This is a genomic window from Actinomycetota bacterium (assembly GCA_004297305.1).
Lineage (GTDB): Bacteria > Actinomycetota > Actinomycetes > S36-B12 > FW305-bin1 > FW305-bin1.
This window is the reverse complement of sequence record SCTR01000010.1, coordinates 245,055-269,333: the sequence shown is the minus strand read 5'-3', so window position 1 is coordinate 269,333 and position 24,279 is coordinate 245,055. Positions and strand designations below refer to the sequence as shown.

The 24,279-nt window shown below is 69.3% G+C and carries 21 protein-coding genes; 16 read left to right on the top strand and 5 right to left on the bottom strand.

All coding sequences use genetic code 11. The features are described from left to right. Positions 1-42: 42 nt before the first annotated feature. Genes EPO13_11035 through EPO13_11025 form a run of 3 tightly spaced genes read right to left on the bottom strand, consistent with a single transcriptional unit; the run spans position 43 to position 3,094 of the window. Positions 43-1,011 carry a VWA domain-containing protein gene (locus EPO13_11035; GenBank protein ID TAK68623.1) on the bottom strand — a complete coding sequence of 323 codons (969 nt, stop codon included), beginning with the start codon at positions 1,009-1,011 and terminating at the stop codon, positions 43-45. Beyond that, positions 1,008-1,982, bottom strand: coding sequence for a DUF58 domain-containing protein (locus EPO13_11030; GenBank protein ID TAK68622.1), 975 nt, complete (start codon positions 1,980-1,982; stop codon positions 1,008-1,010). Before EPO13_11030 ends, EPO13_11035 begins: the two co-directional genes overlap by 4 nt. Continuing rightward, positions 1,979-3,094, bottom strand: coding sequence for a MoxR family ATPase (locus tag EPO13_11025; protein TAK68621.1), 1,116 nt, complete (start codon positions 3,092-3,094; stop codon positions 1,979-1,981). Before EPO13_11025 ends, EPO13_11030 begins: the two co-directional genes overlap by 4 nt. 204 nt (positions 3,095-3,298) lie before the next feature. On the opposite strand from EPO13_11025, the gene EPO13_11020 reads away from it, so the two are divergent. Beyond that, positions 3,299-4,573: a DUF2510 domain-containing protein gene (locus tag EPO13_11020; GenBank protein TAK68620.1), complete on the top strand. Its 1,275-nt coding sequence runs from the start codon at positions 3,299-3,301 to the stop codon at positions 4,571-4,573. A gap of 33 nt (positions 4,574-4,606) precedes the next feature. Here the strand turns inward: EPO13_11020 and EPO13_11015 are convergent, their stop codons facing one another. Continuing rightward, on the bottom strand, positions 4,607-5,965 hold the full coding sequence (locus tag EPO13_11015) for a PDZ domain-containing protein (GenBank protein ID TAK68619.1): 1,359 nt from the start codon (positions 5,963-5,965) through the stop codon (positions 4,607-4,609). 114 nt (positions 5,966-6,079) lie between these two features. Continuing rightward, positions 6,080-6,391: a 4a-hydroxytetrahydrobiopterin dehydratase gene (locus tag EPO13_11010; protein TAK68618.1), complete on the bottom strand. Its 312-nt coding sequence runs from the start codon at positions 6,389-6,391 to the stop codon at positions 6,080-6,082. Positions 6,392-6,460: 69 nt separating this feature from the next. Here EPO13_11010 and EPO13_11005 point away from each other — a divergent pair, with 69 nt between their 5' ends. The 15 genes from EPO13_11005 to EPO13_10935 all read left to right on the top strand — a co-directional run bounded on the left by EPO13_11005 (position 6,461) and on the right by EPO13_10935 (position 24,244). Beyond that, complete coding sequence (locus tag EPO13_11005; GenBank protein TAK68715.1) at positions 6,461-6,856, top strand: NUDIX domain-containing protein; 396 nt, start codon at positions 6,461-6,463, stop codon at positions 6,854-6,856. A 117-nt stretch (positions 6,857-6,973) separates the two neighbouring features. Continuing rightward, positions 6,974-7,756 (top strand): GntR family transcriptional regulator, encoded by a 783-nt coding sequence (locus tag EPO13_11000; GenBank protein ID TAK68617.1) that lies wholly within the window; start codon positions 6,974-6,976, stop codon positions 7,754-7,756. After that, positions 7,753-9,345: an ABC transporter ATP-binding protein gene (locus EPO13_10995; GenBank protein ID TAK68616.1), complete on the top strand. Its 1,593-nt coding sequence runs from the start codon at positions 7,753-7,755 to the stop codon at positions 9,343-9,345. The genes EPO13_11000 and EPO13_10995 overlap by 4 nt, the downstream gene beginning before the upstream one ends. Beyond that, positions 9,342-10,448, top strand: a complete 1,107-nt coding sequence (locus EPO13_10990; protein ID TAK68615.1) for an ABC transporter permease — start codon at positions 9,342-9,344, stop codon at positions 10,446-10,448. Before EPO13_10995 ends, EPO13_10990 begins: the two co-directional genes overlap by 4 nt. Positions 10,449-10,492: 44 nt before the next feature. After that, a complete protein-coding gene (locus EPO13_10985; GenBank protein ID TAK68714.1) occupies positions 10,493-11,359 on the top strand; it encodes an ABC transporter permease in 867 nt (288 codons plus the stop codon). Positions 11,360-11,464: 105 nt separating this feature from the next. Continuing rightward, complete coding sequence (locus EPO13_10980) at positions 11,465-12,622, top strand: BMP family ABC transporter substrate-binding protein (protein TAK68614.1); 1,158 nt, start codon at positions 11,465-11,467, stop codon at positions 12,620-12,622. 72 nt (positions 12,623-12,694) lie between these two features. Beyond that, on the top strand, positions 12,695-13,291 hold the full coding sequence (locus EPO13_10975; GenBank protein TAK68613.1) for a cysteine hydrolase: 597 nt from the start codon (positions 12,695-12,697) through the stop codon (positions 13,289-13,291). 42 nt (positions 13,292-13,333) lie between these two features. Then, positions 13,334-14,059: a cysteine hydrolase gene (locus EPO13_10970; protein ID TAK68612.1), complete on the top strand. Its 726-nt coding sequence runs from the start codon at positions 13,334-13,336 to the stop codon at positions 14,057-14,059. Positions 14,060-14,088: 29 nt separating this feature from the next. Further along, positions 14,089-16,050, top strand: a complete 1,962-nt coding sequence (atzF, locus tag EPO13_10965; protein TAK68713.1) for an allophanate hydrolase — start codon at positions 14,089-14,091, stop codon at positions 16,048-16,050. Positions 16,051-16,089: 39 nt separating this feature from the next. Then, positions 16,090-17,955 carry a translational GTPase TypA gene (gene typA, locus EPO13_10960; GenBank protein TAK68611.1) on the top strand — a complete coding sequence of 622 codons (1,866 nt, stop codon included), beginning with the start codon at positions 16,090-16,092 and terminating at the stop codon, positions 17,953-17,955. 168 nt (positions 17,956-18,123) lie between these two features. Next, the gene (locus EPO13_10955; GenBank protein ID TAK68610.1) at positions 18,124-19,095 is read left to right on the top strand and encodes an ABC transporter permease; all 972 of its coding nucleotides are present in this window, start codon (positions 18,124-18,126) and stop codon (positions 19,093-19,095) included. Then, entirely contained in the window at positions 19,095-20,945 is a 1,851-nt protein-coding gene (locus tag EPO13_10950) for an ABC transporter substrate-binding protein (protein TAK68609.1), read from the top strand. The genes EPO13_10955 and EPO13_10950 overlap by 1 nt, the downstream gene beginning before the upstream one ends. Before the next feature lie 127 nt (positions 20,946-21,072). After that, a complete protein-coding gene (locus EPO13_10945) occupies positions 21,073-22,086 on the top strand; it encodes an ABC transporter permease (protein TAK68608.1) in 1,014 nt (337 codons plus the stop codon). Further along, positions 22,083-23,108: an ABC transporter ATP-binding protein gene (locus EPO13_10940; protein TAK68607.1), complete on the top strand. Its 1,026-nt coding sequence runs from the start codon at positions 22,083-22,085 to the stop codon at positions 23,106-23,108. Before EPO13_10945 ends, EPO13_10940 begins: the two co-directional genes overlap by 4 nt. Beyond that, positions 23,045-24,244, top strand: coding sequence for an ATP-binding cassette domain-containing protein (locus EPO13_10935; GenBank protein ID TAK68712.1), 1,200 nt, complete (start codon positions 23,045-23,047; stop codon positions 24,242-24,244). The genes EPO13_10940 and EPO13_10935 overlap by 64 nt, the downstream gene beginning before the upstream one ends. Positions 24,245-24,279: the final 35 nt, after the last annotated feature.

Sequence of the window (24,279 nt, the reverse complement as noted above, 5' to 3'; positions counted from 1 at the left end):
GCACGCCGCCCGGCTATTCCCGATGGCGCTGCCGGTCTCAGGTCACGCCAGCCGGGTCGCCCAACCGATGGCCGACGCGGCTGCCAGCGAGGCGAACAGCAGGGCCAGGCCGGCGGCGAGCGCAGTCAGGTCGTACGACTCGACGTCGTACCCGACGATGCTGCCGATCTGCTCGTACACCGACCCGAGCTGATCTGCGCTCTCGGCGGTGAAGGTCTGCCCGCCGGTCGCCTCGGCGATGCCCGCCATCGTCTGCGGGTCATAGGGAACTGCGACCTGCTCACCGCGGATCGTGACCGACCCGTCCGGGGTCCCGAAGGCGATGGTGGTCACCGGGACGCCGTCGGACGCGGCGCGGGCCGTCGCCTCGTCGAGGGTGTCAGTGGCCGACTGCCTGCCGCTGCCCACGGTCGGAGCGCCGTCGCTCATCAGGACGATCGCCGCCGGCGCCTTCGTCCCGTCGTCGCCCGGCGGGACGCCTTCCAGCGTGCTGAGTGCCAGGTCGATGCCGGAACCGGTCGCCGTGCCCTGCCCGACTCGCATCGCGTCGATTGCCGCCAGCAGCGTCGTCCGATCCGTCCCAGGGGAGACGAGCAGACGGGCGCTCTGGTCGAAGGTCACCAGGCCGACCTGCAGGCCGGCCGGAAGTGCGGCAACGAAATCGCGCGCTGCCTGCTGAGCTGCTTGCAGCCGGGACGGGTCCACGTCGGTGGCCAGCATCGACGCCGAGACGTCCAGCGTCAGCATGATCGTCGCGCGTTCCTTCGGTGTCCGCATCGCCCAGGCCGGCTGGGCGAAGGCGAGTACGCCGACGACGATCGCGGTCAGCAAGGAGGCCCACGGCACGAACCGCTGCCAGCCGGACCGCTTGGGCGCCACCGTACGCAGCAGCTCGGCGCTGCTGAAGCGGACCGCCGCCTGACGGCGCGACCGCAGCATGACCAGATACGCCACGAGCAGCAGAAGCGGGACCAGCAGCAGCAACAGCCGCCAGCCGGACAAGAACGTCATGACGAGACCCCTTGGAGTGCAGCGGTTCTGCGGATGACGGCCCGACCGGTGGCGAAGCCGATGACATCGGTCAGCCAGTCACGGTCGGTGGACAGCGATACCAGGGCGGCGCCGGTCGAGCGGATGGACGTGTGGATCCGGTCCTGTCGCGCTTGGGCCGCTTCGGCGAATCTCGATCGCAGTTTGGGCGACCGGGTCTGCACATGAAGCAGGCGCCCGGTTTCCGGATCGACGACGTCCAGCATGCCGACGTCGGGCAGCACGTTGTCCCGCGGATCGGTGACGACCGCGGCGATGACCGACTGTCGTAGCGTCAACTCCCGCAACGCATGGGCCCAGTCGGCGTCGTCGTGGAAGTCGGACACCACCACGACCAGGCCGCGGCGCGGTTGGACGCGCGGCAACGTCCGCAGCGCGGCAGCCAGATCGGCGCCCGGTCCGGGAGTTCCGCCCTGCCGGGCGCAGTCGTAGAGCGTGGCCAGGCCGGCCAGCATGCCGCGCCGTCCCGTGGCGGCCGGCCGGTGCACCAGCGCGTCGCCACCGAAAGCCATGACCCCGAAGCGATTCCCGGCCCGGGCCGTCAGCACGCCGAAGGCAGCGGCGACGCCGAGCACGACGTCCCGCTTCTCCCGCTGCGCCGTACCGAAGTCCATACTCGCCGACCGATCGGCGAGCACCCAGGTTTCCAGTTCGCGGTCGGCCTCGGTGGTACGGACGTGCGCCGTCAGTGATCTCGCCGTGAGGCTCCAGTCGATGCGCCGCGCGTCGTCGCCGGGCTGGTACGGACGGGCGGCCGCTCGCTCACTGCCCGGACCGTACGCCGCGGTCCGATGGTCGCCGGTGAGGCGGCCGTCCAGCCGCCGGATGACGTCGAGCTCGAGACGACGGAGCACCGCGGCGCGATTGACCTGAGTGCCAACGGATTCAGAGACCCAGTCGGTCGCGGTGGGTCGGCCCGGCAGCCTGGTCATCCGGCGGCCTGAGTGCTGAAGTCGGTCATCGTGACATTGCTCGAACCCTGCTGCGAGCGGACTGCCGGCGCCGGGACGGTGGCGAGCACGGAGGCGATGACCTCGTCGACGTCGACGCCTTGCGCGAGAGCGTCGTACGACAGCATCACGCGGTGCCGCAGTACTTCCGGCGCCACGTCGAAGACGTCCTGCGGGACCAGGAAGCGTCGTCCTCGTACCACGGCCAGGGCCCGGCCGGCGGCGAGCAGGCCGAGGGTGCCACGTGGGCTGGCTCCCAGGGCGATGAGCGGCTGCAGTGCCGGCAGGCCCCACGCCTGCGGTTCCCGGGTCGCCATGACGAGGCGTACGGCGTAGTCCTGCACCGCGTGGTGGACGAAGACGTCCTCGGTCTCGCGTTGCAGCGCCGTGAGCTGCTCGATGGTGAGGACCTGCTCCGGCCGGGGCGGATGGACGCCCATGCGGCCGGCGATCGCCGTCTCCTCCTGGTAGGACGGGTGTTTCACCACGACCTGCATGAGAAAGCGGTCGCGCTGTGCTTCGGGCAAGGAGTAGACGCCCTCGGATTCGATCGGGTTCTGCGTGGCGAGGACGAGGAACGGCGCAGGGACCGGCCGGGTATGACCGCCGATGGAGACCTGCCGCTCGGCCATGACCTCCAGCAGCGCCGCCTGGACCTTGGCGGGCGCCCGGTTGATCTCGTCGGCCAGCACTAGGTTGGCGAAGACCGGTCCCCACTCGATGTCGAACTCTTCACGCGACGGGCGCCAGATCCGGGTCCCCACCACGTCCGCCGGCACCAGGTCGGGGGTGAACTGCAATCGCGAGAAGTGCCCGCCGACGACCCGTGCCAGCGTGGACACGGTCAACGTCTTGGCGAGCCCGGGGACACCCTCGATGAGGCAGTGGCCGCCGGCCAGCAGGCAGAGGAAGGCCCGTTCGACCAGCCGGTCCTGACCGACGACGACGCGCTTGACCTGGAAGATGGCGTCCTCCAGCAGCGCGGCGTGGTCGGTGGCGACCTGGCGCGGCGGAAGCACCGCGGTCGCGTTGTCGGCCCCGGCCGGTTGCGGTGCGGCGTACTGCGGTTCGGAGTGCAGCGGTGAGGTGTCCATCGGTTCTCCGTTCCCCGGGAGTGCTCGACCCGGCGCTTCGGTGGTCGTCGGTCACGTGTCGCGGCGCCGGGCGCCCGAGCGGTCGCAACGGCGCGCCGCCGACAGACACTGTGCGCCCCTGACGTAAGAGACGACCATGCCGCATGTACGGGGTCGGTGAAGACCGCTGCGCGGGTTGGCCTCACGGCCGCGGCTCGTGATGCGATGGGGCCGCTGGCCCCGGCCGAGCGCGTGCCAACGCGTCGCAGGACGCCCGACCTGACAGGACCTCACGTGGACGAGTCGCGACAGACCGGCCACCCGGACCGGTCCGGGTGGTACCCCGACCCGTGGTTCACCGGCCAGCGTCGGTACTGGACGGGATCGGAATGGACCTCCGACGTCTTCCCGGAGGCAGTGCCGGGCTCCACGGGGGACGGCGTACGCCCGATCGACTCGACGATCGCGCAGTACGGTCCGGCGCCGACAGCGCGGGTCTGGCCGCCGCCGCCCCCGCCGACCTGGGGCACGGTGACCCCGGCCGGCGACAGCCGCACTGCCGAGGTCGTCTCGCTCGGTCCGCCCCCGAAGCCGGGACGGCCCATGGGATGGGTACTCGCCGTGATCGCCGTCGCGTTGGTCGTCCTCGGCGGCCTGGTGGGGCTGGGCGTCGCTGCGCTGACGCGGGACAGGTCCGAACCCAGCGCCGCATTCCGGCCGTCACCCCGGCCGACCAGCCCCGCGCCGGCGACGAGCCCGCCCTCGACCACGTCGCCGAGCGCACCGGCGCCGTCCGGTCCGGCGCCGTCGGGTACTCCGACGCCGCCGGTCCCTTCCGGTGCGCCCGCGACGGCGGCGTCGTTGCGGGACCTGGTGGTGCGGCAGTCCGACGTGCCCTCCGGCTACCTGGTCGAGCCGATCCCCGACGGGACGCAGGTCGACGGCACGGTGACGATCGACTTGTGCGCGTCGGCGCGCTACCCGAGCGAGCAGTTGCGTTCCGCGCGGTTGCAGGTCAGGGCCGTCGACGTCCTCGGTGGGCCGGGGATCAGCACGGAGGCAGTGGCGTACCGATCGACGGCGGCGACCGAGCAGGCGTTCGCCGAGATCGCTGCGTCGGCTCGCAACTGCCCGGACAGCAGGGTCACCGACTCCTCGGGGCTGCCGCTGGTGACGACGGTCGGCCCGCTCGACGACTCGTCCTGGGGGTCGACTCCGGGTGTGCAGCGACTGACGTACGAAGTGACCACGAGTAGCGGCGACGGCGACTCCGCCCGTGCCGTCGTCTATCTGCGCCGCGGACCGCTGCTGCTCGGCCTGTACTTCCCCTCGGCAAGTGGCGAGCAGGTCGCCGTGGAAGGACGAACGACGATTCCCGCGATCGTGAAGCTCTTCGAACAGCGACTGCTGCGGTACGCCGCGACCGGGGGCGTCCCGTCCCCGACCGCGCCGGTTCCGGGTGCCTCACCGAGCGGCCGGCGGACGGGTATGGCGGCGTAACACTGCCCGTCGGCTGGTTGGCCGGGCTCGGTGTCAGCCGGCGGGGCCTTCGGTGAGGGTGACCGTGGCGGTGTGGCTGCCGCTGGCATCGCGCCAGCTCACCGCGACCTTGTCCCCGGGGGCCAGGCGATTCATGACCTGGCTCAGCGCATTCGGATCGCGCACCGGGGTGCCGTCGACGGTGGTCAGCACGTCCCCGGCGGCGAGTCCTGCCTTGGCTGCCGCCGAACCGTCGACGACGCCGGCGATCTGGACACCTCCGGACGCCGCGCCGGCCACCTGAACTCCGAGGAATGCGGTCGGCCCGATGTGGATCGTGTCGGTCGCCTTGCCGGACCGGATCTGCTCGGCGATCCCCAGTGCGACGCTGCTGGGAATCGCATAGCCCTGTACCGCGTCGCGCCGGTTCGTCGGACCCTGTCCCGTGGCGGCAGCAGAGGCGGCGGTATTGACGCCGACCACGGCACCGTCGGTGTCGACCAGCGGCCCACCGGAGTCACCGGAGCGGATCGCTGCGTCGGTCTCGATAAGGCCGTGGAGGGTCTCGGAACTGCCGTCCGAGGCATCCGTCGCGGTGATCGTCTCGTTCAGCCCGGTGACCTTGCCCGCCGCGACACTGGGCGCCCCGCCGTCGCCACCGGCATTGCCGACCCCGACGACGATGTCCCCGATCGCCACGTCGTCGTGGGCGAAGGTGGCCGGCGACAGCCCGCTCGCCTTCGTCAGTTGAATCAGCGCGATGTCGTGAGACTTGTCGTAGCCGACCACGGTGGCGCGGTACGTCGCGCCGTTCGACGCGAGCTCCGCCGAGATCGTGGTGGCGCCGCTGATCACGTGGTTGTTGGTGAGCACGAGCCCGTCCGCCGTCAGCACGATGCCGGTGCCGGCGGCTTGGCCAGAGCCGAAATTGATGGTCGTCGTGATGTTCACGATCGATGGCGTGATGACGGCGGCCGCCGCCGCGCTCGGGCTGCCGGCGGAACCGTCGGCCGTGCCGCCCGAGCCAGCCCCGCCCGAGTCAGCCCCGCCCGACCCCCGCTCGGCTGGCGGCACGTCGCCCGGAACTGTCCCGGCGCCCGGGCCGGGGAGCGGGCTGGTCCGTCCCGGGCTGAACGCCGACGCCGTGGGATCCGTTGCGGACGAGGGGAAGATCGCCCTGCCCGCACCGAATCCAGCGGCAGCACCGAGGATGAGCAGCGCCGCGGCGGCGATGGCCAGCGCCGACCACCGGCGGCGGCCGGCCGTGCCGGTCGAGGTCCCAGGCCCAGGCGGTGGGGGGCTGTCCGGCGGCCTGGGCTCGGTGTCGGTTGCGTCGAGGTACGGCGGGGCAGCGGGGTACGGCCCCGGCGCGACCGTGGTCGACGCCGACGGTGGCCACCTGATGTCACTCACGACGCCTCCTGCGGTCGGCGGGCCATCACAGCCAACCGCGGCAACCTCAGGACCAGCTGAGCGGAATGTCAGAGCCAGGTAAGGAAAGGCCGCGCCGCAGGCTCGCCTGCCGGGCTAACCGGTGGCCGTGGTGCCACCCACTTGGGTGCAACTGTCGTGGATGCGATGCGCCAGCTCGATATCCAGCTGGGTCACCCCGCCCGAATCGTGCGTGGACAGAGCGAACGACACGGTGCGCCACCGGATGTCGATGTCGGGATGGTGGTTCAGTTCTTCCGCCTCGTTCGCCGCGGCCCCGACGGCCTGGATGCCGGTGAGGAAGTCAGGGAAGGTGTAGGCGCTCCGGATCATCTCCGAGGAGCCGTGCCAGCCGGGCAGACCGGCCAGCTGGCGTTCGAGTTCGGCGGCGTCCAGAAGTCGCGGCATGTGGCGAGCCTGGCAGAATCGCGGCGCGTGAGCTATGCCGCCGGTTCAGGGCGCGAGCCGCGGCCGGATCTGACGGGCCGGCAGCTCGTCGTCGGGGCAGCGATCATCCGGGACGGTCGGTTGCTGGCTGCGCGGCGGGTCGAACCGCCGGAGCTGGCCGGCGGTTGGGAACTGCCTGGCGGCAAGGTCGAGCCGGGCGAAGACGACCACACCGCGCTCGTCCGCGAGATCGCAGAAGAACTCCGGGTACACATCCAGCCGGGGGCACGGATCGGCGGCGACTGGCTGCCCGGCGACACGTACGTCCTGCATGTGTACCTGGCGCGGCTGGCCGTGGGTGCCCAGCCGCTGCCGGCCGAGCAGCACGACGCGATCCAGTGGGTCGGCCTCGCGGACTTCGACGCGGTGGCGTGGCTTCCCGGTGACGTCGAACCGGCGCGTACGGCGTTGCGGGCGGCGACCTAGCCAAGGGCGGACCGTTGCGCTGACGAAACGTCGGCGCAACGACCTGGGCCGCCTGCTCACCTGATCGTTACGCGCCACGCTGTCGGCCGAAACTCGGCCTCCCTAGCGTCCCGGCCCATGGATGCAGCTCCGGACACATGGCCGGGCACGGCTCTGGATACCGGTTCGGATACCGCCCAGTCCGGCGTCGCCTCACTGGGACGTCGTCGTGCCTCCCGGGCCCGGCTCCGACGCGAAGAGGTCTACGCCGACCTGCGCCGCCGGATCCTGGCCGGGGACTTCCCGACGCGGACCAGGCTCGCCGAAGAACCGCTCGCCGCCTTGTTGGAGGTGTCCCGGACCCCGGTTCGGGAGGCCCTGGTGCGGTTGCACGCCGATCGGCTGCTGCGACGTTCCAGCGACGGCGGCTACGAGGTCGCCGAGCCGGACGTCACCCAGTTGCGCGACCTCTACGAACTGCGCATTGCACTGGAAACCCGTGGCCTGCAACGGGTCCTGGAGACAGGGGTACCTCACGATCCCGCGGTGATGGCCGACCTGCTGACCACGTGGGAGGGCCTGCAGGAGTCGCCGCCGGCTCCGGACTCGCAGTTCGTCGACTTCGACGAGGACTTCCACGTCCGTCTCAGCATCGCCGCCGGCAACCCGCTGCTCACCGAGACCCTGGAGACCGTGAACGCCCGGATCCGTCCGGTGCGGATGTACGACTTCCTGACCGCAGACCGCATCGAGCTGACGATCGTGCAGCACCTGGCCATCATCCGTGCGGTCATCGCCGGTGACATCGACGAAGCAGTGGAACAACTGCGGCGCAATGTCGGTGAGTCGATGGCGGTAGTCGAACGGCGGGCGGTCCACGCCATCACGCAGATGGCGCTGCACCGGGGTGCTCGACCATGACCGAGTTCCCGAGTGAGTCGGCTGCCACTGCGGAGCCGGCCCCCATCGTTCCCAACCCACGAGGCGAACGGCATACCGGTCCGCCGGCGCCGCTGCTGGAGGTCCTCGGGTTCACCAAGCACTTCGGTGAGGTCAAGGCGAACACCGATGTGGACCTCAATGTCGTTGCTGGCGAGGTCCATGCGCTGGTCGGGGAGAACGGCGCCGGCAAGAGCACGCTGCTGAAGATGATCTACGGAATCTATGTTCCGGACGACGGGAAGATGCTGGTGGCTGGAACCGTCGTGGCGCCGGGCAGCCCGGCCGATGCACGCGCACTGGGCATCGGCATGGTGTTTCAGGACCTTCGCCTGGTGCCGGCACTGACCGTCGCGGAGAACGTGGCCCTGGCCATACCGGGCGGCCTCACCCTCGGCCTGGATCGTCTGTCGGCGCGCATCGCCGCCGCCAGTGCCGAACACGGCCTCGCGGTGGATCCCGAAGCCAAGGTGCGGCACCTGTCGATCGGCGAGCGGCAGCGCGCCGAGATCCTCAAGGTCCTGATGACCGGCGCCCGTCTGGTCATCCTGGACGAGCCGACCAGCGTGCTGGCACCGCAAGAGGTCGCAGCGCTGTTCAGCGTGGTCAATCAGCTGCGCAACAACGGCTTCGGCATCGTCATCGTCACGCACAAGCTGGGCGAGGTACGGACGATCGCCGACCGGGTCACGGTGCTGCGTGGCGGTCGGGTGGTCCTCAACGGGGCCAAGCCTGGCGACTACTCCGACCCGGAACTGATCGAGGCGATGGTGGGCCGCCGGGTTGCGCCGTTGACGCGGGAGCGCGATCCGGTCAGCGTCGGGCAGCGCAGTGTCCTGGCCCTGGATGGCGTTCGCGCCAACGGCGACCGGGGGCACGAGGCGCTCAAGGGCATCACCTTCGAGGTGTTCCCCGGCGAACTCGTCGGAGTCGCGGGGGTTGCCGGCAGCGGGCAACGCGAACTGTGCGATGTGGCAGTCGGGCTGCGCCCGGTCACCGCCGGGAGTGTCCGATTGGCCGATGCGGCGTTGGGCAAGGAGTCGCCGCGGGCCGCGTTGGCTGCTGGAGCGGTGACGATCCCCGAGGATCCCGTCGCGGACTCCGTGGTCGCCCGGCTGGACGTGGTGCAGCACATGGCTCTGGACGGCAAGGCGCTGCCGCGCCGACGGTGGGGAATCGACTGGAAGGTCGTCGCCGATCGCACCGCCGAGTTCGACAAGCGGGTCGGCCTGCGCATCGCCGCTCCGCACCGCAAGGTGGCGGAACTGTCCGGGGGAAACATTCAGCGAGTGATTCTGACGCGGGAACTCGGGCAGCCTGCCGCCTTGGTCGTGGCCGCCTATCCCAGCCGGGGGCTCGACATCGCCAATACCCGGCGAACTCAAGAGGTGCTGCTGGAGCAACGAGCCACGGGGGCAGGGATTCTCATGGTTTCCGAAGATCTCGACGAGTTGATGTCGGTTGCCGATCGCATCGTGGTCATGCACGACGGCCACGTGGCGGGAATCGTGGCCGCTGCCGACTTCGACCGCCAGCGGATCGGCCAACTGATGCTCGGAGGAGCCGCATGAGCGTCACCGTCTCGGCCGAGCCGGCGCCGGCGGAGCCTGCTGGACCACCGCCGAGTCCGGCGGAGGCTCCTGGGGAGAGTCTGGCTTCCCGAGCGCTGGCGACGACGCTGCGATGGGTGGTCGCGCTCGGGGGGGCCCTGGTGGTGTTCGGCGCCTTCGTCATGGCCAACGGCGCCAACCCGCTGCAGGTGTATTCCGACATCTGGTCGTCGACGCTGGCGCGCGGTACGTCGTTGCAGCAGATCCTGATCCTGGCGACACCCATCGTGCTGACTGCCCTCGCGGTCGTCGTCCCAGCTCGAGGCGGGATGGTCAACGTCGGCGGCGAGGGCCAGTTGATCATCGGGGCTGTCGCGGCCGCGGGGGTCGGGCTCATGCTCGATCAGCGCGTCAACGGCACCGTGGTGCTGATCCTCATGCTCGTGGCGGGGACGGTGGCCGGCGCCCTGTGGGCCGGGGTGGCCGCAGCGATGCGGCTGACGGTCCGGGTCAACGAAGCGGTGACGACCCTGCTGCTGAACTACGTGGCGCTCTTCGTCATGCAGTACTTGATCATCGGTCCCTGGCGTGATCCGGGTCAGAACGGCCGCATCGCCAGTCGGGAGCTTGAGACGGGCGCCCTGCTGCCGGTCCTGGGTAGTTCCAAGGTCCATATCGGTATCGCCATCGCGGTCATCGCGACGGTGGCCGTCTGGGTGCTGTTGCGGTTCACGACCTGGGGATTCCGCCTCTCGGTCGTCGGCGGTAACGCCGAGGCCGCGCGCCGGGCCGGCTTCAACGTCCGGAAGCTGTTGCTGGGCGCTCTCCTGCTTGGTGGCGCCTTTGCCGGTCTCGCCGGGGTCATCCACCTGACCGGCAAGGAATATCAACTCGTCTCGACGTTCGGGGCCAACATCGGATACCTGGGCTTCCTCGCCAGCTGGCTTGCCCGGCATCGGCCCATCCCGGTCCTGGTCGCCTCGTTCGCGCTGGCAGCCATCGCCATCGCCGGCGACAGTCTGCAGCTGCGGTCGGGTCTGCCGGCACCGACGGTGAACATCCTGCTGGGCCTCGTCCTCATCGCCGTTCTCGGCTGGACCACCAAGAAGGGGGCGAAGCCGTGATCGAGCAGATCCTGGCCAGCGCCGTGGTCGGCGGTACGTCGATCATGTACGCGGGTCTGGGCGAGACCATCTCCGAGCGAGCCGGCGTCATCAACCTGGGCACCGAGGGAAGCATGCTCGTCGGTGCGCTCGGTGGGTACGTCGCGACCTCCGCCACCGGTTCGCCGCGGCTCGGCGTGCTCGGCGGTGCGGCGTTGGGGGCGCTGCTGGCCAGCGTGCACGCCGTACTCGTCGTCCTGCGGGGGGCGAACCAGTTCGCCAGTGGGCTGGCGCTGGTCTTTCTGGCCTTCGGCCTCACGGCGCTCTACGGCGCTCCGTACGTCTCCGGGACGATCAACTTCTTCCAGACCTGGGCGATACCGGGACTCTCCTCGATTCCGCTGGTGGGGCCGGTGTTGTTCGATCACGATCCGCTGACGTACCTGGGATACCTCGCCGCACCCCTGCTCTGGTGGGTGTTGTTCCGGACCCGGGCGGGACTCATCGTCCGGACGGCCGGCGAGCGCGCCGACGCGCTCGAAGTCCACGGGTACAGCGTCGTGAAGGTCCGGTGCGCAGCCGTCGCAGTGGGCGGCGCGCTGGCGGGTGTCGGCGGGGCCCAGATCTCGCTGGCACTGACTCAGGGGACGTGGTACGAGAATGTCACTGCGGGAAGAGGATTCATCGCCGTAGCCCTGGTCATCTTCGCGATGTGGAATCCGATCCTGGTGCTGGCCGGCTCCTACCTGTTCGGGGTGGCGTTGTCGCTGGGCAGCGCGCTGCAGACGCAGGGAATCGCGGTCAACCAGGCGATCCTCGGTGCGCTTCCCTTCGTCCTGACCCTGGCCATTCTCGCCATCCTCGGCAAACGCACGCTGCTGGCAGCGCCTGACGAGCTGCTTCGCGTGCTCGACAACAGCAAGACGACTTAGCGCACAGCATCGCCTGATCCCGCTGTGTGTCGTTGTGCCGCAGGACAACGGTCGCGTCCTGTATCCACGTCCGCTCCGCGCTTGCGGAACCTCGAAAGGAAGATCATGAGAATCGGGAGAACCCGCGTCGGGCTGCTGGCTTCGATAGCGGCCGTCGGAATGGCGCTGGCCGCCTGCTCGAGCCCCGCCACGTCGTCGAGCCCCTCCGGCGGCACGGCGCCCGGGCAGGGCGCGACGAAGGTGGGGATCATCGCGGTGGGGCCGAAGGACGACTACGGCTACAACCAGGCGGTGTTCCAGGGCGCGCAGGCGATCCGCAAGGCCTATCCGAACGTGGAAGTGATCGATGCGTACAGCATTCCGGAGAACGACTCCGCTGCGACCACCATGGAGCAGATGATCTCCGATGGCGCGACGATCATCTTCGCTACCAGTTACGGCCACCTGCAGACGGCCCTGAAGGTGGCGAAGGCCCACCCCGACGTCGTGGTCGTGCATCAGGGTGGTCTCATCCCGACACCGATTCCCGCGAATGTCGGCTCCTACTTCGGGGCTGTCTACGAGCCGGTCTATCTGGGCGGAATTCTGGCCGGAGCGGCGACCACCTCGGACAAGCTCGGGTACGTCTACGCGATCCCGATCCCGCAGACGTTGGCCAACATCAACGCCTTCGAGCTCGGGGCGCAGTCGGTCACGCCACAGTCGCAGACGATCGCCGTCTCGACGCCGTCGCAGACGAACCCCTGGTGTGACCCGCCGGTGCAGGCGGACAAGATCGCCGCGTTGCTCAGCCAGGGGGTCGATGTCGTCACCCAGCACCAGGACTGCACCAAGACCATCATCCAGGCGACCGAGAACGCCGGAAAGTACACGGTGGGCTATCACGCGGACGCTTCCTCGCTGGCGCCCAAGGGCTGGCTCGGCGGTTCCGAGTGGAATTGGGGACCGTTGTACGTCGACATCGTCAAGACGGCCATCGACGGCAAGTTCACCGGCAGTACCTACAACGCCAACTATCGGGCGAACATGGCCAGCGGGAAGAACCCCTTCATCTCCTCGGCCTACGGACCGTCGGTCACCGCCCAGACCAAGGCGTTGGTCGACGCGGCCACAGCGAAGCTCAAGAGCGGGTGGACGCCGTTTACCGGGCCGCTGTACAAGCAGGACGGCACGTTGATCGTGCCGGCAGGCACGTCGTTGACCGTCGACCAGATCGAGACGATGGACTACTTCGTCAAGGGTGTCGTCGGTACCACCAAGTAGAGGTCCGCTTCCGCCAGCCCGTGCCGGCAGGCACGGGCTGGCGGAACCCGGCAGGTCGGTGAGGTGAGATTCATGGCCGACGCACCCGTTTCCGGGGTTGCGGGTACGACGCCGTACCCGTGGCCCTTCGACGGCAGGCTCGATCCGCGCCGGCTCGTCCTGGTGCTGGTGTCACCGATGGAAGCCGGAAGTGCTGCGCCGCAGAGCGAATCGACGGCTGCTGCCGTGCGGATCGCAGCGGCTGTGACTGCGGTCGGCGGCAAGGTGGTGCACGTCGCCACTATTCCACCGGGACGTCCGAGAGCCTCGGTGCAGTGGGCGGGAGCAGCTGCCGGCGGCAGCGCAGACGGCCCGCTGGCCGCGGCCGCCGACGTCACGATGGTCGCCGCGGGGATCGACGGCTTCTTCGGAACTTCGCTGGATCATGCGTTGCGCAGTTGGGGTGTCGACCAGGTGCTCATCGGCGGAATCGGTCTGGAGACCAGCGTCCACTCCACCATGCGCTCGGCGAACGACCGCGGTTTCGAGTGCCTGCTCGTCGTCGATGCCTGCGCCGCAGCCGATCCGAGCCTGACTCCAGCTGCGGTGTCCATGATCGAGATGTCCGGCGGCATCTTCGGCGCCGTCGGCACCACTCCTGCCGTCCTCGCAGCTCTGCAGAGTTGCTGATCCATCCCGATCCTGAAACGCCCGAAACGCCGAGGAGCCAGCATGTCCGTGACGGACTCTGCCGCCATCACCACCTTCGGAGCGGTCGCCGCCGATCCGTACCCGTGGCCGTACGACGGCACCTTCCAGGCCAGCACGACCGCGATCATCAACATCGACTGGCAGGTCGACTTCTGTGGTCCCGGCGGTTACGTGGACGCCATGGGCTACGACCTGTCGTTGACCCGTGCCGGTCTGGCGCCGACCGCCGCCATGTTGGAGGTCGCCAGGCCGCTGGGCTTCACCATCGTCCATACCCGTGAGGGCCACCGCCCCGATCTGTCCGACCTCCCGGCCAACAAGCTGTGGCGGTCTCGCCGGATCGGTGCCGGAATCGGCGACAGCGGACCGTGCGGCAGGATTCTCACCCGCGGCGAACCGGGCTGGGAGATCGTGCCCGAAGTCGCTCCGCTGCCCGGCGAGATGATCATCGACAAGCCGGGCAAAGGGTCGTTCTACGCGACCGATCTGGACCTGCTGCTGCGAACCCGTGGTATCACCCACATCATCCTGACGGGCATCACCACGGACGTCTGCGTTCACACCACGATGCGGGACGCGAACGACCGGGGCTACGAATGCCTGCTGCTGTCGGACTGCACGGGCGCCACGGACCTCGGCAACTACGCCGCGGCCTTGAAGATGGTCACGATGCAGGGCGGGGTGTTCGGTGCGGTCGCGACATCGGAGGCGTTGCTGCAGTCGCTGGTCGCCCCGCTGCCGGCGTGAGAGCGCAGCGCGAATCCGCGCCGATTCCGCTGCAGTACGACGACGGACTCACGTCGCTGCAGATTCCGGCCCTGCACCAGGCCTACCGAACCGGTCAGCTGACCGTCGGCGACGTCGTCCGCATCATCGTGAACCGGCGTGAATCGTCGGCGGCGGAGAACGTCTGGATCTCGGTCGTGGCGTCTGACGACCTGGCGGCGCGAGCCTCGGAGCTGGACCGGCTGCTGCGGGTAAACCGTGAGCAGGGCCTGCCGTTGCCGGCACTGTTCGGGATCCCGTTCGCGGTCAAGGACAACATCGATGTCGCCGGCCTGCCGACGACCGCCGGATGCCCGGACTTCAGCTATCGGCCCGAGCGCGACGCCGCTGTCGTTGCCAGGCTGGTGGCCGCTGGGGCGATCCTCGTGGGCAAGACGAATCTTGACCAGTTCGCCACCGGCCTGAGTGGTACCCGTTCGCCATACGGTGCGTGCCGGTCACCTTTCGATCCCTCGTTCATCGCGGGTGGATCCAGTTCCGGCTCTGCGGTCGCGGTATCGGCGGGCCTGGCGTCGTTCGCCCTGGGGACGGACACGGCCGGCTCGGGCCGGGTCCCTGCCGCCCTGACCAACGTGGTCGGTATCAAGCCGTCCCGTGGCCTGGTCAGCACCACCGGAGTTGTCCCGGCGTGCCGGTCGCTGGACTGCGTCAGCGTGTTCTCGTTGAGCGTGGCCGACGGCGCCGAGGTGATGGCGCTCATCGCCGGATACGACGACGCCGATCCGTACTCCCGGCGGCTGCCGCTGCCCGCCGCCGCACCACAGCCAGCCGACTTGACCACGGTCACGATCGGCGTCCCGGTGCGTCAGCAGTGGGAGTTCTTCGGCGACACGCACTTTCGGCACGCCTACGGCGGCACCGTCGATCGGCTGATCAGGAGCGGCATCAGCGTCGTCGATGTCGATCTCGCGGCGTTCCTGGCTGCCGGCAGGTTGCTCTACGACGGGCCGTGGGTCGCCGAACGATCGGCTGCGGTGGGTGACTTCGTCCGGTCGCGGCCCGAATCGGTGCATCCGGTCATTCGGTCGATCCTGGACCGCGGCGACGCCGTCTCCGGCGTCGAAATGTTCCGTGGCCGGTATGCCCTGGCGGAGCTCGCCCGTGCCGTCGAGCCGGTCTGGGCGGAGATCGATGCGCTGCTGCTGCCGACCGTGGCCACGAGCTACTCGGTCGCCGATGTCGTGGCTGACCCGGTGAACCTGAACAGCACCCTGGGGCACTACACGACGTTCGCGAACCTTCTGGACCTGTCCGCGGTGGCCGTCCCGGCGGCGTTCACCCCGGCCGGCCAGCCGTTCGGCATCACCCTGTTGGCCCCCGCCGGTCATGACGACGCGCTGTTGTCCCTGGGCTCGGCCGTACACGCCCGATGTCTGCGGTTGGCTGCTGCCACCGGCGAAATCGTGCCGGCCGACGACGTGGCTACTGCTTCGATAGCCAGCCGCTCGGCCATGCCCCCCGCAGGCACGGCCAGGGCCTCGGTCGCTGCGAGCCTCCCTGCCCGGATCTCCACCGACGGCTGGGTTGACCTTGCGGTCGTGGGTGCCCATCTGGCCGGCCTGCCGTTGCACTACCAACTCACCGACCGCGGCGCTGTTCTGGTCGGGCCGAATGCGACTGCGCCGGACTACCGGCTCTATGCGCTGCCGGGCGATTCGGTGCGCCGCCCGGGTCTGGTCCGCGATCCCGGACGCGGTGCCTCGATCGAGGTCGAGATCTACCGGCTGTCGACCGAAGCCCTGGGCTCGTTGCTGACCGAGATCCCGGCACCGCTGGGACTTGGCCGGATCGAACTCGGCGACGGCCGCGAAGTCCTCGGATTCCGGTGCGAGACCCACGTCATCGGCGACGCACAGGACATCACCCGATTCGGTGGCTGGCGCGCCTACCTGGCCAGTACGGAGGCTGCAGCGCTACCGGCCGACGACGAGCAGGCCGCTCACGGCCGGTAGGCTGCCGGGACCGCCTCCGACGAATCGAGCGACCAACGCATGCCCGTACGCGAAGACCTGCGCAACGTCGCGATCATCGCCCACGTCGACCATGGCAAGACCACGCTGGTGGACGCGATGCTGTGGCAGTCCGGTGCATTCCGAGCCAACCAGGACGTCGCCGAGCGCGTCATGGACTCGATGGACCTGGAGCGTGAGAAGGGCATCACGATCCTGGCCAAGAACACCGCGGTGCGGTACGCCGGACCCGCGGCACCGGCCGGAGGCGTCACGCTCAACATCATCGACACCCCCGGACACGCGGACTTCGGTGGCGAGGTCGAACGCGGCCTCGAGATGGTCGACGGGGTGCTGTTGCTGGTCGACGCCAGTGAGGGCCCCTTGCCGCAGACCCGGTTCGTGTTGCGGAAGGCCTTGCAGAAGCGATTGCCGGTGGTGCTCGTCGTCAACAAGGTCGACCGGCCCGATTCCCGCATCGCGGAGATCGTGGACGAGACGTACCAACTCTTCTTCGATCTGGATGCCGACGACAGTCAGATCGATTTCCCGATCGTCTACGCCAGCGCCCGGGCCGGCCGTGCCTCGCTGACCCGCCCGGCTGACGGCGGTCTGCCCGACAGTGAGGACCTTGAGCCGCTGTTCGCCACGTTGCTGGCGACGGTCCCGGCGCCGGCCTACTCCGAAGGCGCACCGCTGCAGGCGCATGTGACGAACCTGGACGCCTCGCCGTACCTGGGCCGGCTGGCACTGTGCCGGGTCCGCGCCGGCACCATCCGCAAGGGTCAGTCGGTCGCCTGGTGCCGTGCGGACGGGACGACCGAGCGGGTGCGGGTCAGCGAGTTGCTCATGACGGAGGCGCTGGAACGAGTGCCGGCCGAGCAGGCCGGTCCCGGCGACATCATTGCCGTGGCGGGTATCCCGGAGATCACGATCGGCGAGACGCTGGCCGACCCCGAGAATCCGGTCCCGCTGCCGGCTATCACCGTCGACGAGCCGTCCATTTCGATGACGATCGGCATCAACACCTCGCCGCTGGCCGGGCAGAGCGGCACGAAGCTCACCGCGCGGCTGGTCAAGAGCCGGCTGGAGTCCGAACTGGTCGGCAACGTGTCGATCCGCATGGAGCCGACCGAACGGCCCGACACCTGGGAGGTCCAGGGCCGCGGCGAGCTGCAATTGGCGATCCTGGTCGAGATCATGCGCCGCGAGGGGTTCGAACTGACCGTCGGCAAGCCGCAGGTCGTGACGCGGGTCGTCGACGGCGTGGTGCACGAGCCGATGGAGCACCTGTCGATCGACATTCCCGAGGACTACCTCGGGGTGATCACCCAGCTCATGGCGCTGCGCAAGGGCCGCATGGAGCAGATGGTGAATCACGGCACCGGGTGGATCCGGATGGAGTACGTCGTGCCGGCCCGTGGACTGATCGGATTCCGTACCGAGTTCCTGACCGAGACCCGGGGTACCGGTCTGCTGCACCATGTCTTCGACCGGTACGAGCCCTGGCACGGTGACCTGCGAACTCGCCCCACCGGTTCCCTGGTGGCGGACCGGCGTGGGCCCACCACCGGCTTCGCCCTGGCGAACCTGCAGGAGCGCGGGACGATGTTCGTCGGGCCGGGGACCGAGGTCTACGAGGGCATGATCGTCGGGGAAAACTCTCGTGCCGACGACATGGACGTCAACCCCACCAAGGAGAAGAAGCTGACGAACATGCGTCAGTCCTCCAGTGACGTCCTGGTCCCGCTGATCCCGCACAAGCAGATGTCCATGGAGCAGGCCCTGGAGTTCTGCCGCGAGGACGAATGCATCGAGGTGACCCCAGCGAACGTCCGGATCCGGAAGGTTCTGTTGGGCGCCACCGAACGGGAGAAGGCACGCAGCCGGTCCCGGGTCCGCAGCTGAGCCGTCCGGGGCACAGCCGCGTCGCTGGCCGGTAGGCCGAACTGCTGTCGCTCGCATCACCATCGCTGAGGCTCCGGCCTGTCAGCAGGACTCCCGCGTCGTGGTCACGTACGGTGCGCGTGTCCCCCGGGGGAAGGAGATCGGACGCGGCCGAAGGAGGCGTGCGCCATGTCGACAACCGCTCCCGCGGCACTGCCCGGGCCCGCCTCGCCATCACTGGCTGTGAGCGTGCCCTCCTCGACGTGGCGACGGTTGCGACGCGATCGGGTGGCGATGGGCGCATTCGTCGTCGTCTGCCTCGTGGTGGCCGCGGCGGTCTTCGCTCCGGTGATCTGTCGCGTCCTCGGTATCGATCCGCAGCAGTTCAACATCGACCTGATCGATTCGTCGACCACCCTGCCCAAGCCGCCGTGGGACAGCATGACGATCCAGCATCCCCTCGGCGTGGAGCCGGCCAACGGCCGTGACACGCTCGCCAGGATTCTGTACGGCGCGCGGTACTCCTTGGTGATCGCCGTACTGGCAGCGGCGCTGTCGGTCGTTCTCGGCCTGGTGGCCGGCGTCGTTGCGGGGTCGGGTGGTCGAGTGGCCGACTCGTTGATCAGTCGTTTCATGGACCTGATGCTCGCCTTCCCGGTGCTGCTGTTCTCGATTGCGCTGGTGGTGATCCTGCGCGACGTGGACAGCGTCCTGGGCATCGGCGGCACTGCGCTCGACGTCGCCGTACTGGTCCTGATCATCGGCTTCTTCGGTTTCGCCTACATCGGCCGGGTGGTCCGGGGCCAGGTCCTCTCGCTGCGCGAGCGAGAGTTCGTCGACGCCGCCCGCAGTCTGGGTGCCAGCCGGCTGTTCATCCTGCGGCGGGAGATCCTGCCCAACCTGTTGGGCACGCTCATCGTGTACGCGACGTTGCTGGTGCCCACGTACATCCTGGCCGAAGCGGCGCTGTCGTTCCTCGGCGTCGGCTTGGAGCCACCGACGCCGTCGTGGGGACAGATGCTGTCGACGGCCATGGCGACGTTCTCGGTCTATCCGCTGTACATGCTCGCTCCCGGTGTCGCGATCCTGCTCACCGTTCTCGCGCTCAACCTGTTCGGCGACGGACTACGCGACGCGCTGGACCCCAAGGGGGCCACGTGATGACGAACCGATTGCGGCAGAGGCCCTTCCGAAGCTCGAGTCACCCCCGTATGAAGGCGGACACCTTGATGAGCACCTCCCGATCGTTCCCGGCTGTCGTCGCGGTCACGGGGGTCGCGGTCCTGGCGCTCAGCGCCTGTACCAGCTCCAGCGCCCGCGGTCCGGCCGCTTCGAGCCCCGCGCCGTCGGGGTTCGACGCGGCCGTCACCTCGGTGGTCAACCCGTCGTCGGCGACCGGCGGCACGTTGCGGCTGGCGGCCAGCGCCGACTGCGACAGTTGGGATCCCGCTCGTACCTACCTCACCTGGTGCTGGGACCTGCAGCGGCTGATGACCCGCACGCTGGTGGGCTACGCGCCCAAACCCGGACCTGGCGGGACCGAGATCGTCGGCGACCTCGCGACCGGGCCCGGGAAGCGCAACGCCGACGCGACCGTCTGGACCTACACCCTGAAGCCGGGTATCACGTTTGAGGACGGCACTCCGATCACCAGCCAGGACGTGAAGTACGGCATCGAGCGGAGTTTCGACGTCGAGCAGATCAGCGGTGGTCCCAGCCAGTACCTGATCCCGCTGCTGACGGAGATGGACGACAAGGGAAACCCGGCGTATCAGGGCCCCTACAAGAGCGGGGCCAAGGATCTGACAAGCGTGACGACACCGGATCCCTCGACGATCGTGTTCACGCTGCGCAAGCCGTACCCCGCCTTCGACTACGTGATGGCGTTGCCGGTCGCGGCTCCGGTGCCCAAGGCGAAGGACACTGGCGGCAAGTACGGCAGTCACCCGGTGGCCTCCGGGCCGTTCAAGATCTCCGACTACAAGCCGGGCGTCTCGATGACCCTGGTGCGCAACGACAAGTGGAACCAGGACAGCGACAGCATCAGGTCGCCGAAGGTGTCGACGGTCAGCCTGACGGTGTTCAGCAACAGCGCCGACGCTGATGCCCGGCTGGAAGCCGGCACCCTCGACCTGGTGGTCGACACCGGCGTTCAGTCCGCTTTCCAGACCAAGATCCTGACCGATTCCACCCTCAAGGCCAACGCCGACGCCCCGGTCACCGGGAGTATCTCGTACCTGGCGGTCACCCCGAGTGTGGCTCCGTTGGACAACAAGGCCTGCCGCGAGGCGGTCTTCTACGCGCTGAACAAGCGCAGCGCACTGCTCGCGCAGGGCGGCGACATGGCCGGCGAGATCGCCACGAACATGGTGCCGCTGAACCTGCCGGGCAACGATCCGGCCTACGACCCGTACCCGAGCGGGACCGACGGCTCGGGCGACGTGTCCACGGCGAAGGCCAAGCTCGCCGAGTGCGGCCAGCCGAATGGATTCAGCACCAATGTTGCTTACGCGGCGACAGAGAAGGGCCAGGCGCAGTTCGCCGCCTTCCAGGAGGCGCTCGCGCGCGTCGGTATCACCGTGGCGGCCAAGGCGATCAACCCGCCGGACTACTTCGGCTACATCGGCAGCCAGCAGACGGTGGTCGACCAGAAACTGGGACTCATGGTCGTCAACTGGACACCGGACTTCCCCAACGCGCAGGGCCTCTGGGCGCCGATCGTGTCCTCCGACATGATCTCGGACGAGGGCAACACGAACTTCGCCCTGCTGCGCAGCCCGGTGGTCGACCAGGCTCTCGCCTCGCCGAAGTCCGGCGATCCGTCCCCGGCGGCTCAAGCCGAGGTCAACACGTCGATCAACCACGCCGTCATGGACAGCGCGAGCTACCTGCCGTACGTCTGGGATCGCGTGTTGCGCTATCGCGCACCGCGGTTGACCAACGTCTACCTGAACGGCGGCCTCGGCAACAACTACGACCTGGTCAACATCGGGGTGTCGGACGGCAAGTGAGCCGGCCACTGGCCTGACACTGACCCCGGCAGCAGATCACCACGCTGCCGGGGTTCAGCCCGTCGGGGACCGGCCCGGTTCCGGTCCGCAACGCCAGCGGGCGACCAGGACCGGTGGAGGGGGAGCGGTGGCGTGGTACGTCCTGCGGCGCCTCCTCGGCGCCGTCGTCGTGGTGTGGATCATCAGCATCGTCACGTTCGTCGTCTTCCAGGTGGTGCCGACCCTCACCGGTGTGAGCCCCGCCTACCTGTACGTCGGCAAGGTGTCCAACGAGGCCCAGATCGCCGCGGTCGAATCACGGCTGGGCCTGGATCAACCCCTCGTGCAGCAGTACGCCACGTGGGTCAGTGGCGTCGTTGCCGGCCGCGAGTACTCCGACGGGGTCACCACGGTGCAGTGCGCCGCACCGTGTCTGGGCTACTCCTTCCGGCTCAACCAGCCCGTCACCGAACTCATCGTCGACCGGTTCCCGGTGACCTTGTCGCTGGCTCTCGGCGCGGCCGTGCTGTGGCTGCTGGTCGGTATCGGGCTGGGCGTGCTGTCGGCGTTGCGCCGGGGAACCCTGCTCGACCGGGCGGCGGTGGCTGTATCGCTGGTCGGTGTCAGCATGCCGGTCTTCTTCACCGGCATGCTGCTGCTGGCCGCGTTCAGCTACGGCCCGAGCTGGCTGCGCTGGTTCCCGGACGTGCACTGGGTCCCGTTCACCGAATCGCCGTACCTGTGGTTCGCCAATCTCGTGCTGCCGTGGATCGCGCTGGCATTCCTGTACGCCGCCGTCTACGCCCGGGTGACTCGCAGCACGATGCTCGACACGCTGGGGGAGGACTACGTCCGGACCGCGCGCGCCAAGGGGCTGCGGCGCCGGCGGATCGTCGGCAAGCACGCCATGCGGCCCGTGCTCACCCCGCTGGTGACCTTGCTCGGCCTCGATCTGGGGGCGTTGCTCGGCGGTGCCATCCTGACCGAGGTCACGTTCAGCCTCCCCGGGCTGGGCCTGTTGTCGTACGACGCGATCGCGGCGCGGGATCTGCCGGTCATCATGGGCGTGACGGTCGTGGCCGCGGTGTTCATCGTGCTGGCCAACCTCGTCGTCGACGTGAGCTATGGCTTCCTCGACCCGAGGGTGAGGATGACCCGGTGAGTGCTCCCCTGCTGGAGGTCGCCGACCTGCGGGTGCGCTTCAGGACCGACGCAGGCGCGGTCACGGCCGTCGACGGCGTCGACCTCCGGCTCGAGCGAGGTGGATCGCTTGCGCTGGTGGGCGAATCGGGCTCCGGCAAGTCCGCGCTCGCACTCGCGCTGCTCGGCCTGCACGATCGGCGACGGACCGCAGTGACCGGCGGGATCAGCCTCGACGGTCTCGACATCCTGACGATGCCGGATCGAGAACTGCGGCGGCTGCGCGGCGACCGGATCGCCATGGTGTTCCAGGATCCGGGGACGAGCCTGCACCCGTACTTCACCGTCGGCGAGCAGGTCGCGGAGGCCTACCGGGCGCACAACGACGTCAGCCGGCGGCAGGCCCGTTCACGGGCACTGGACATGCTCGGCCGGGTGGGTATCGCCGACCCGGCGCGGCGGTACGACGACCACCCGCACGTGCTGTCCGGCGGTCTGCGGCAACGGGTCCTGCTGGCCATGGCCTTGGTGTGCGAGCCGGACCTGCTGGTCGCCGACGAGCCCACCACGGCGTTGGACGTCACGGTGCAGGCGCAGTTGCTGGACCTGTTCGTCGACTTGCGCCGCGAACTCGGCACGGCGCTGCTGCTGATCACCCATGATCTCGGCATCGTCGGTCAGGTGGCCGAGGATGTCGTGGTGATGTACGCCGGCCGGGCCGTCGAGGCTGGCCGGAGCGACGAAGTGCTGCGGAACCCCCAGATGCCCTACACCTGGGCTCTGCTCGGTTCGGTCCCGCGGCTGGATCGTCCTCGCTCGCAACGCCTCGCCCCCATCCCCGGGTCGCCGCCGCCGGCCTACCACCGGTCCGCCGGCTGCGCCTTCGAGCCGCGGTGCCCGTACCCCGGGCTGGTCAGCGGACACCGCTGCGTGGTTGCGGACCCGGAGCTTCTCGACGTCGCTGCGGGGCATCGCACGCGCTGCCATCTCACGGCCGAGCAGCGGGAGCAGATCCTCGCCAGCGACGTACGGGCGGTGCTGTGAGCGCGACCGACGACGTCCTGCTCGACGTCCAGGACCTGACGAAGCGGTTCGGGATCCGGGGCCGCCGTCGCGGCGAGGTGACGGCGGTCTCCGGTGTCTCACTGCAGGTCCGGGCCGGCCAGACGCTGGGGATCGTCGGTGAGTCCGGCTGCGGCAAGACGACGACCGCCCGGATGATGATCCGGTTGCTCGACCCGACGTCCGGGTCGGTGCATTTCGCGGGTCGCGACATCACTTCGCTGTCGTCACGGGCGATGCGACCGCTGCGGCGCGACCTGCAGATGGTGTTCCAGGACCCGTTCTCCGCGCTGAACCCCCGCCGGACAGTCGGTTCGAGCATCGCGGCGCCATTCCAGATCGCCGGGGTGACGCCGCCCGGCGGGACACGGCAGGCGGTCGGTGAGCTGCTGGAGCGAGTCGGTCTGGCCGCTGCCGACCAGGGACGGTATCCCCACGAGTTCTCCGGCGGGCAGCGGCAGCGCATCGGCATTGCCCGCGCGATCGCCCTGCGGCCCAAGCTGATCGTCTGCGACGAGCCGGTGTCCGCGCTGGACGTGTCGGTCCAGGCGCAGGTGCTGAACCTGCTGGCAGAACTGCAGGACGAGACCGGCGTCGGCTACGTGCTGGTGGCCCACGACCTGGCCGTCGTACGCCACCTGTCCCACCGCGTCGCGGTCATGTACCTCGGCCGGGTGGTCGAGGTGGCGGATCGGGATGCGCTCTACGACAGCCCGTTGCATCCCTACACCCACGCGCTGCTGTCGGCGGTCCCCTTGCCGGCCGATGCGACCGGTGCGCGTCGCGAGCGGATCCGGCTGCAGGGCGATCCGCCGAGTCCGGTTGCGCCGCCGTCCGGCTGCGTCTTCCGCACCCGGTGCTGGAAGGCCCAGGACCGATGCCGGGACGAGGTTCCCGCTCTCGACGAACTGCGCCCCGACCACCTCGTCGCCTGCCATTTCCCGGAGGAGTCGACGGCGGCCGGCCGGATCATCGTGGGACCAGCACCGCCGCAGGATGATCCGGTGCTCACGGCTCGTCCGGTGCCGCACCCGCTCGAGGTGATCAGCGAGGTCGCGCCGATGGGAACTGCCGAGCCGTCCGGTGCCGAGTTCGTCGACCCGCGCGACGCCGACTGACCCTCGCGGACTGACCCGTCGCGGACGGACGCAAC

Excerpts from the sequence above, each read along its gene's own strand:
- EPO13_11035 (TAK68623.1), bottom strand. The coding sequence starts at position 1,011 with ATGACGTTCTTGTCCGGCTGGCGGCTGTTGCTGCTGCTGGTCCCGCTT.
- EPO13_11030 (TAK68622.1), bottom strand. The coding sequence starts at position 1,982 with ATGACCAGGCTGCCGGGCCGACCCACCGCGACCGACTGGGTCTCTGAA.
- EPO13_11025 (TAK68621.1), bottom strand. The coding sequence starts at position 3,094 with ATGGACACCTCACCGCTGCACTCCGAACCGCAGTACGCCGCACCGCAA.
- EPO13_11020 (TAK68620.1), top strand. The coding sequence starts at position 3,299 with ATGGGGCCGCTGGCCCCGGCCGAGCGCGTGCCAACGCGTCGCAGGACG.
- EPO13_11010 (TAK68618.1), bottom strand. The coding sequence starts at position 6,391 with ATGCCGCGACTTCTGGACGCCGCCGAACTCGAACGCCAGCTGGCCGGT.
- EPO13_11000 (TAK68617.1), top strand. The coding sequence starts at position 6,974 with ATGGATGCAGCTCCGGACACATGGCCGGGCACGGCTCTGGATACCGGT.
- EPO13_10995 (TAK68616.1), top strand. The coding sequence starts at position 7,753 with ATGACCGAGTTCCCGAGTGAGTCGGCTGCCACTGCGGAGCCGGCCCCC.
- EPO13_10990 (TAK68615.1), top strand. The coding sequence starts at position 9,342 with ATGAGCGTCACCGTCTCGGCCGAGCCGGCGCCGGCGGAGCCTGCTGGA.
- EPO13_10985 (TAK68714.1), top strand. The coding sequence starts at position 10,493 with ATGTACGCGGGTCTGGGCGAGACCATCTCCGAGCGAGCCGGCGTCATC.
- EPO13_10980 (TAK68614.1), top strand. The coding sequence starts at position 11,465 with ATGAGAATCGGGAGAACCCGCGTCGGGCTGCTGGCTTCGATAGCGGCC.
- EPO13_10975 (TAK68613.1), top strand. The coding sequence starts at position 12,695 with ATGGCCGACGCACCCGTTTCCGGGGTTGCGGGTACGACGCCGTACCCG.
- EPO13_10970 (TAK68612.1), top strand. The coding sequence starts at position 13,334 with ATGTCCGTGACGGACTCTGCCGCCATCACCACCTTCGGAGCGGTCGCC.
- typA (TAK68611.1), top strand. The coding sequence starts at position 16,090 with ATGCCCGTACGCGAAGACCTGCGCAACGTCGCGATCATCGCCCACGTC.
- EPO13_10955 (TAK68610.1), top strand. The coding sequence starts at position 18,124 with ATGTCGACAACCGCTCCCGCGGCACTGCCCGGGCCCGCCTCGCCATCA.
- EPO13_10950 (TAK68609.1), top strand. The coding sequence starts at position 19,095 with ATGACGAACCGATTGCGGCAGAGGCCCTTCCGAAGCTCGAGTCACCCC.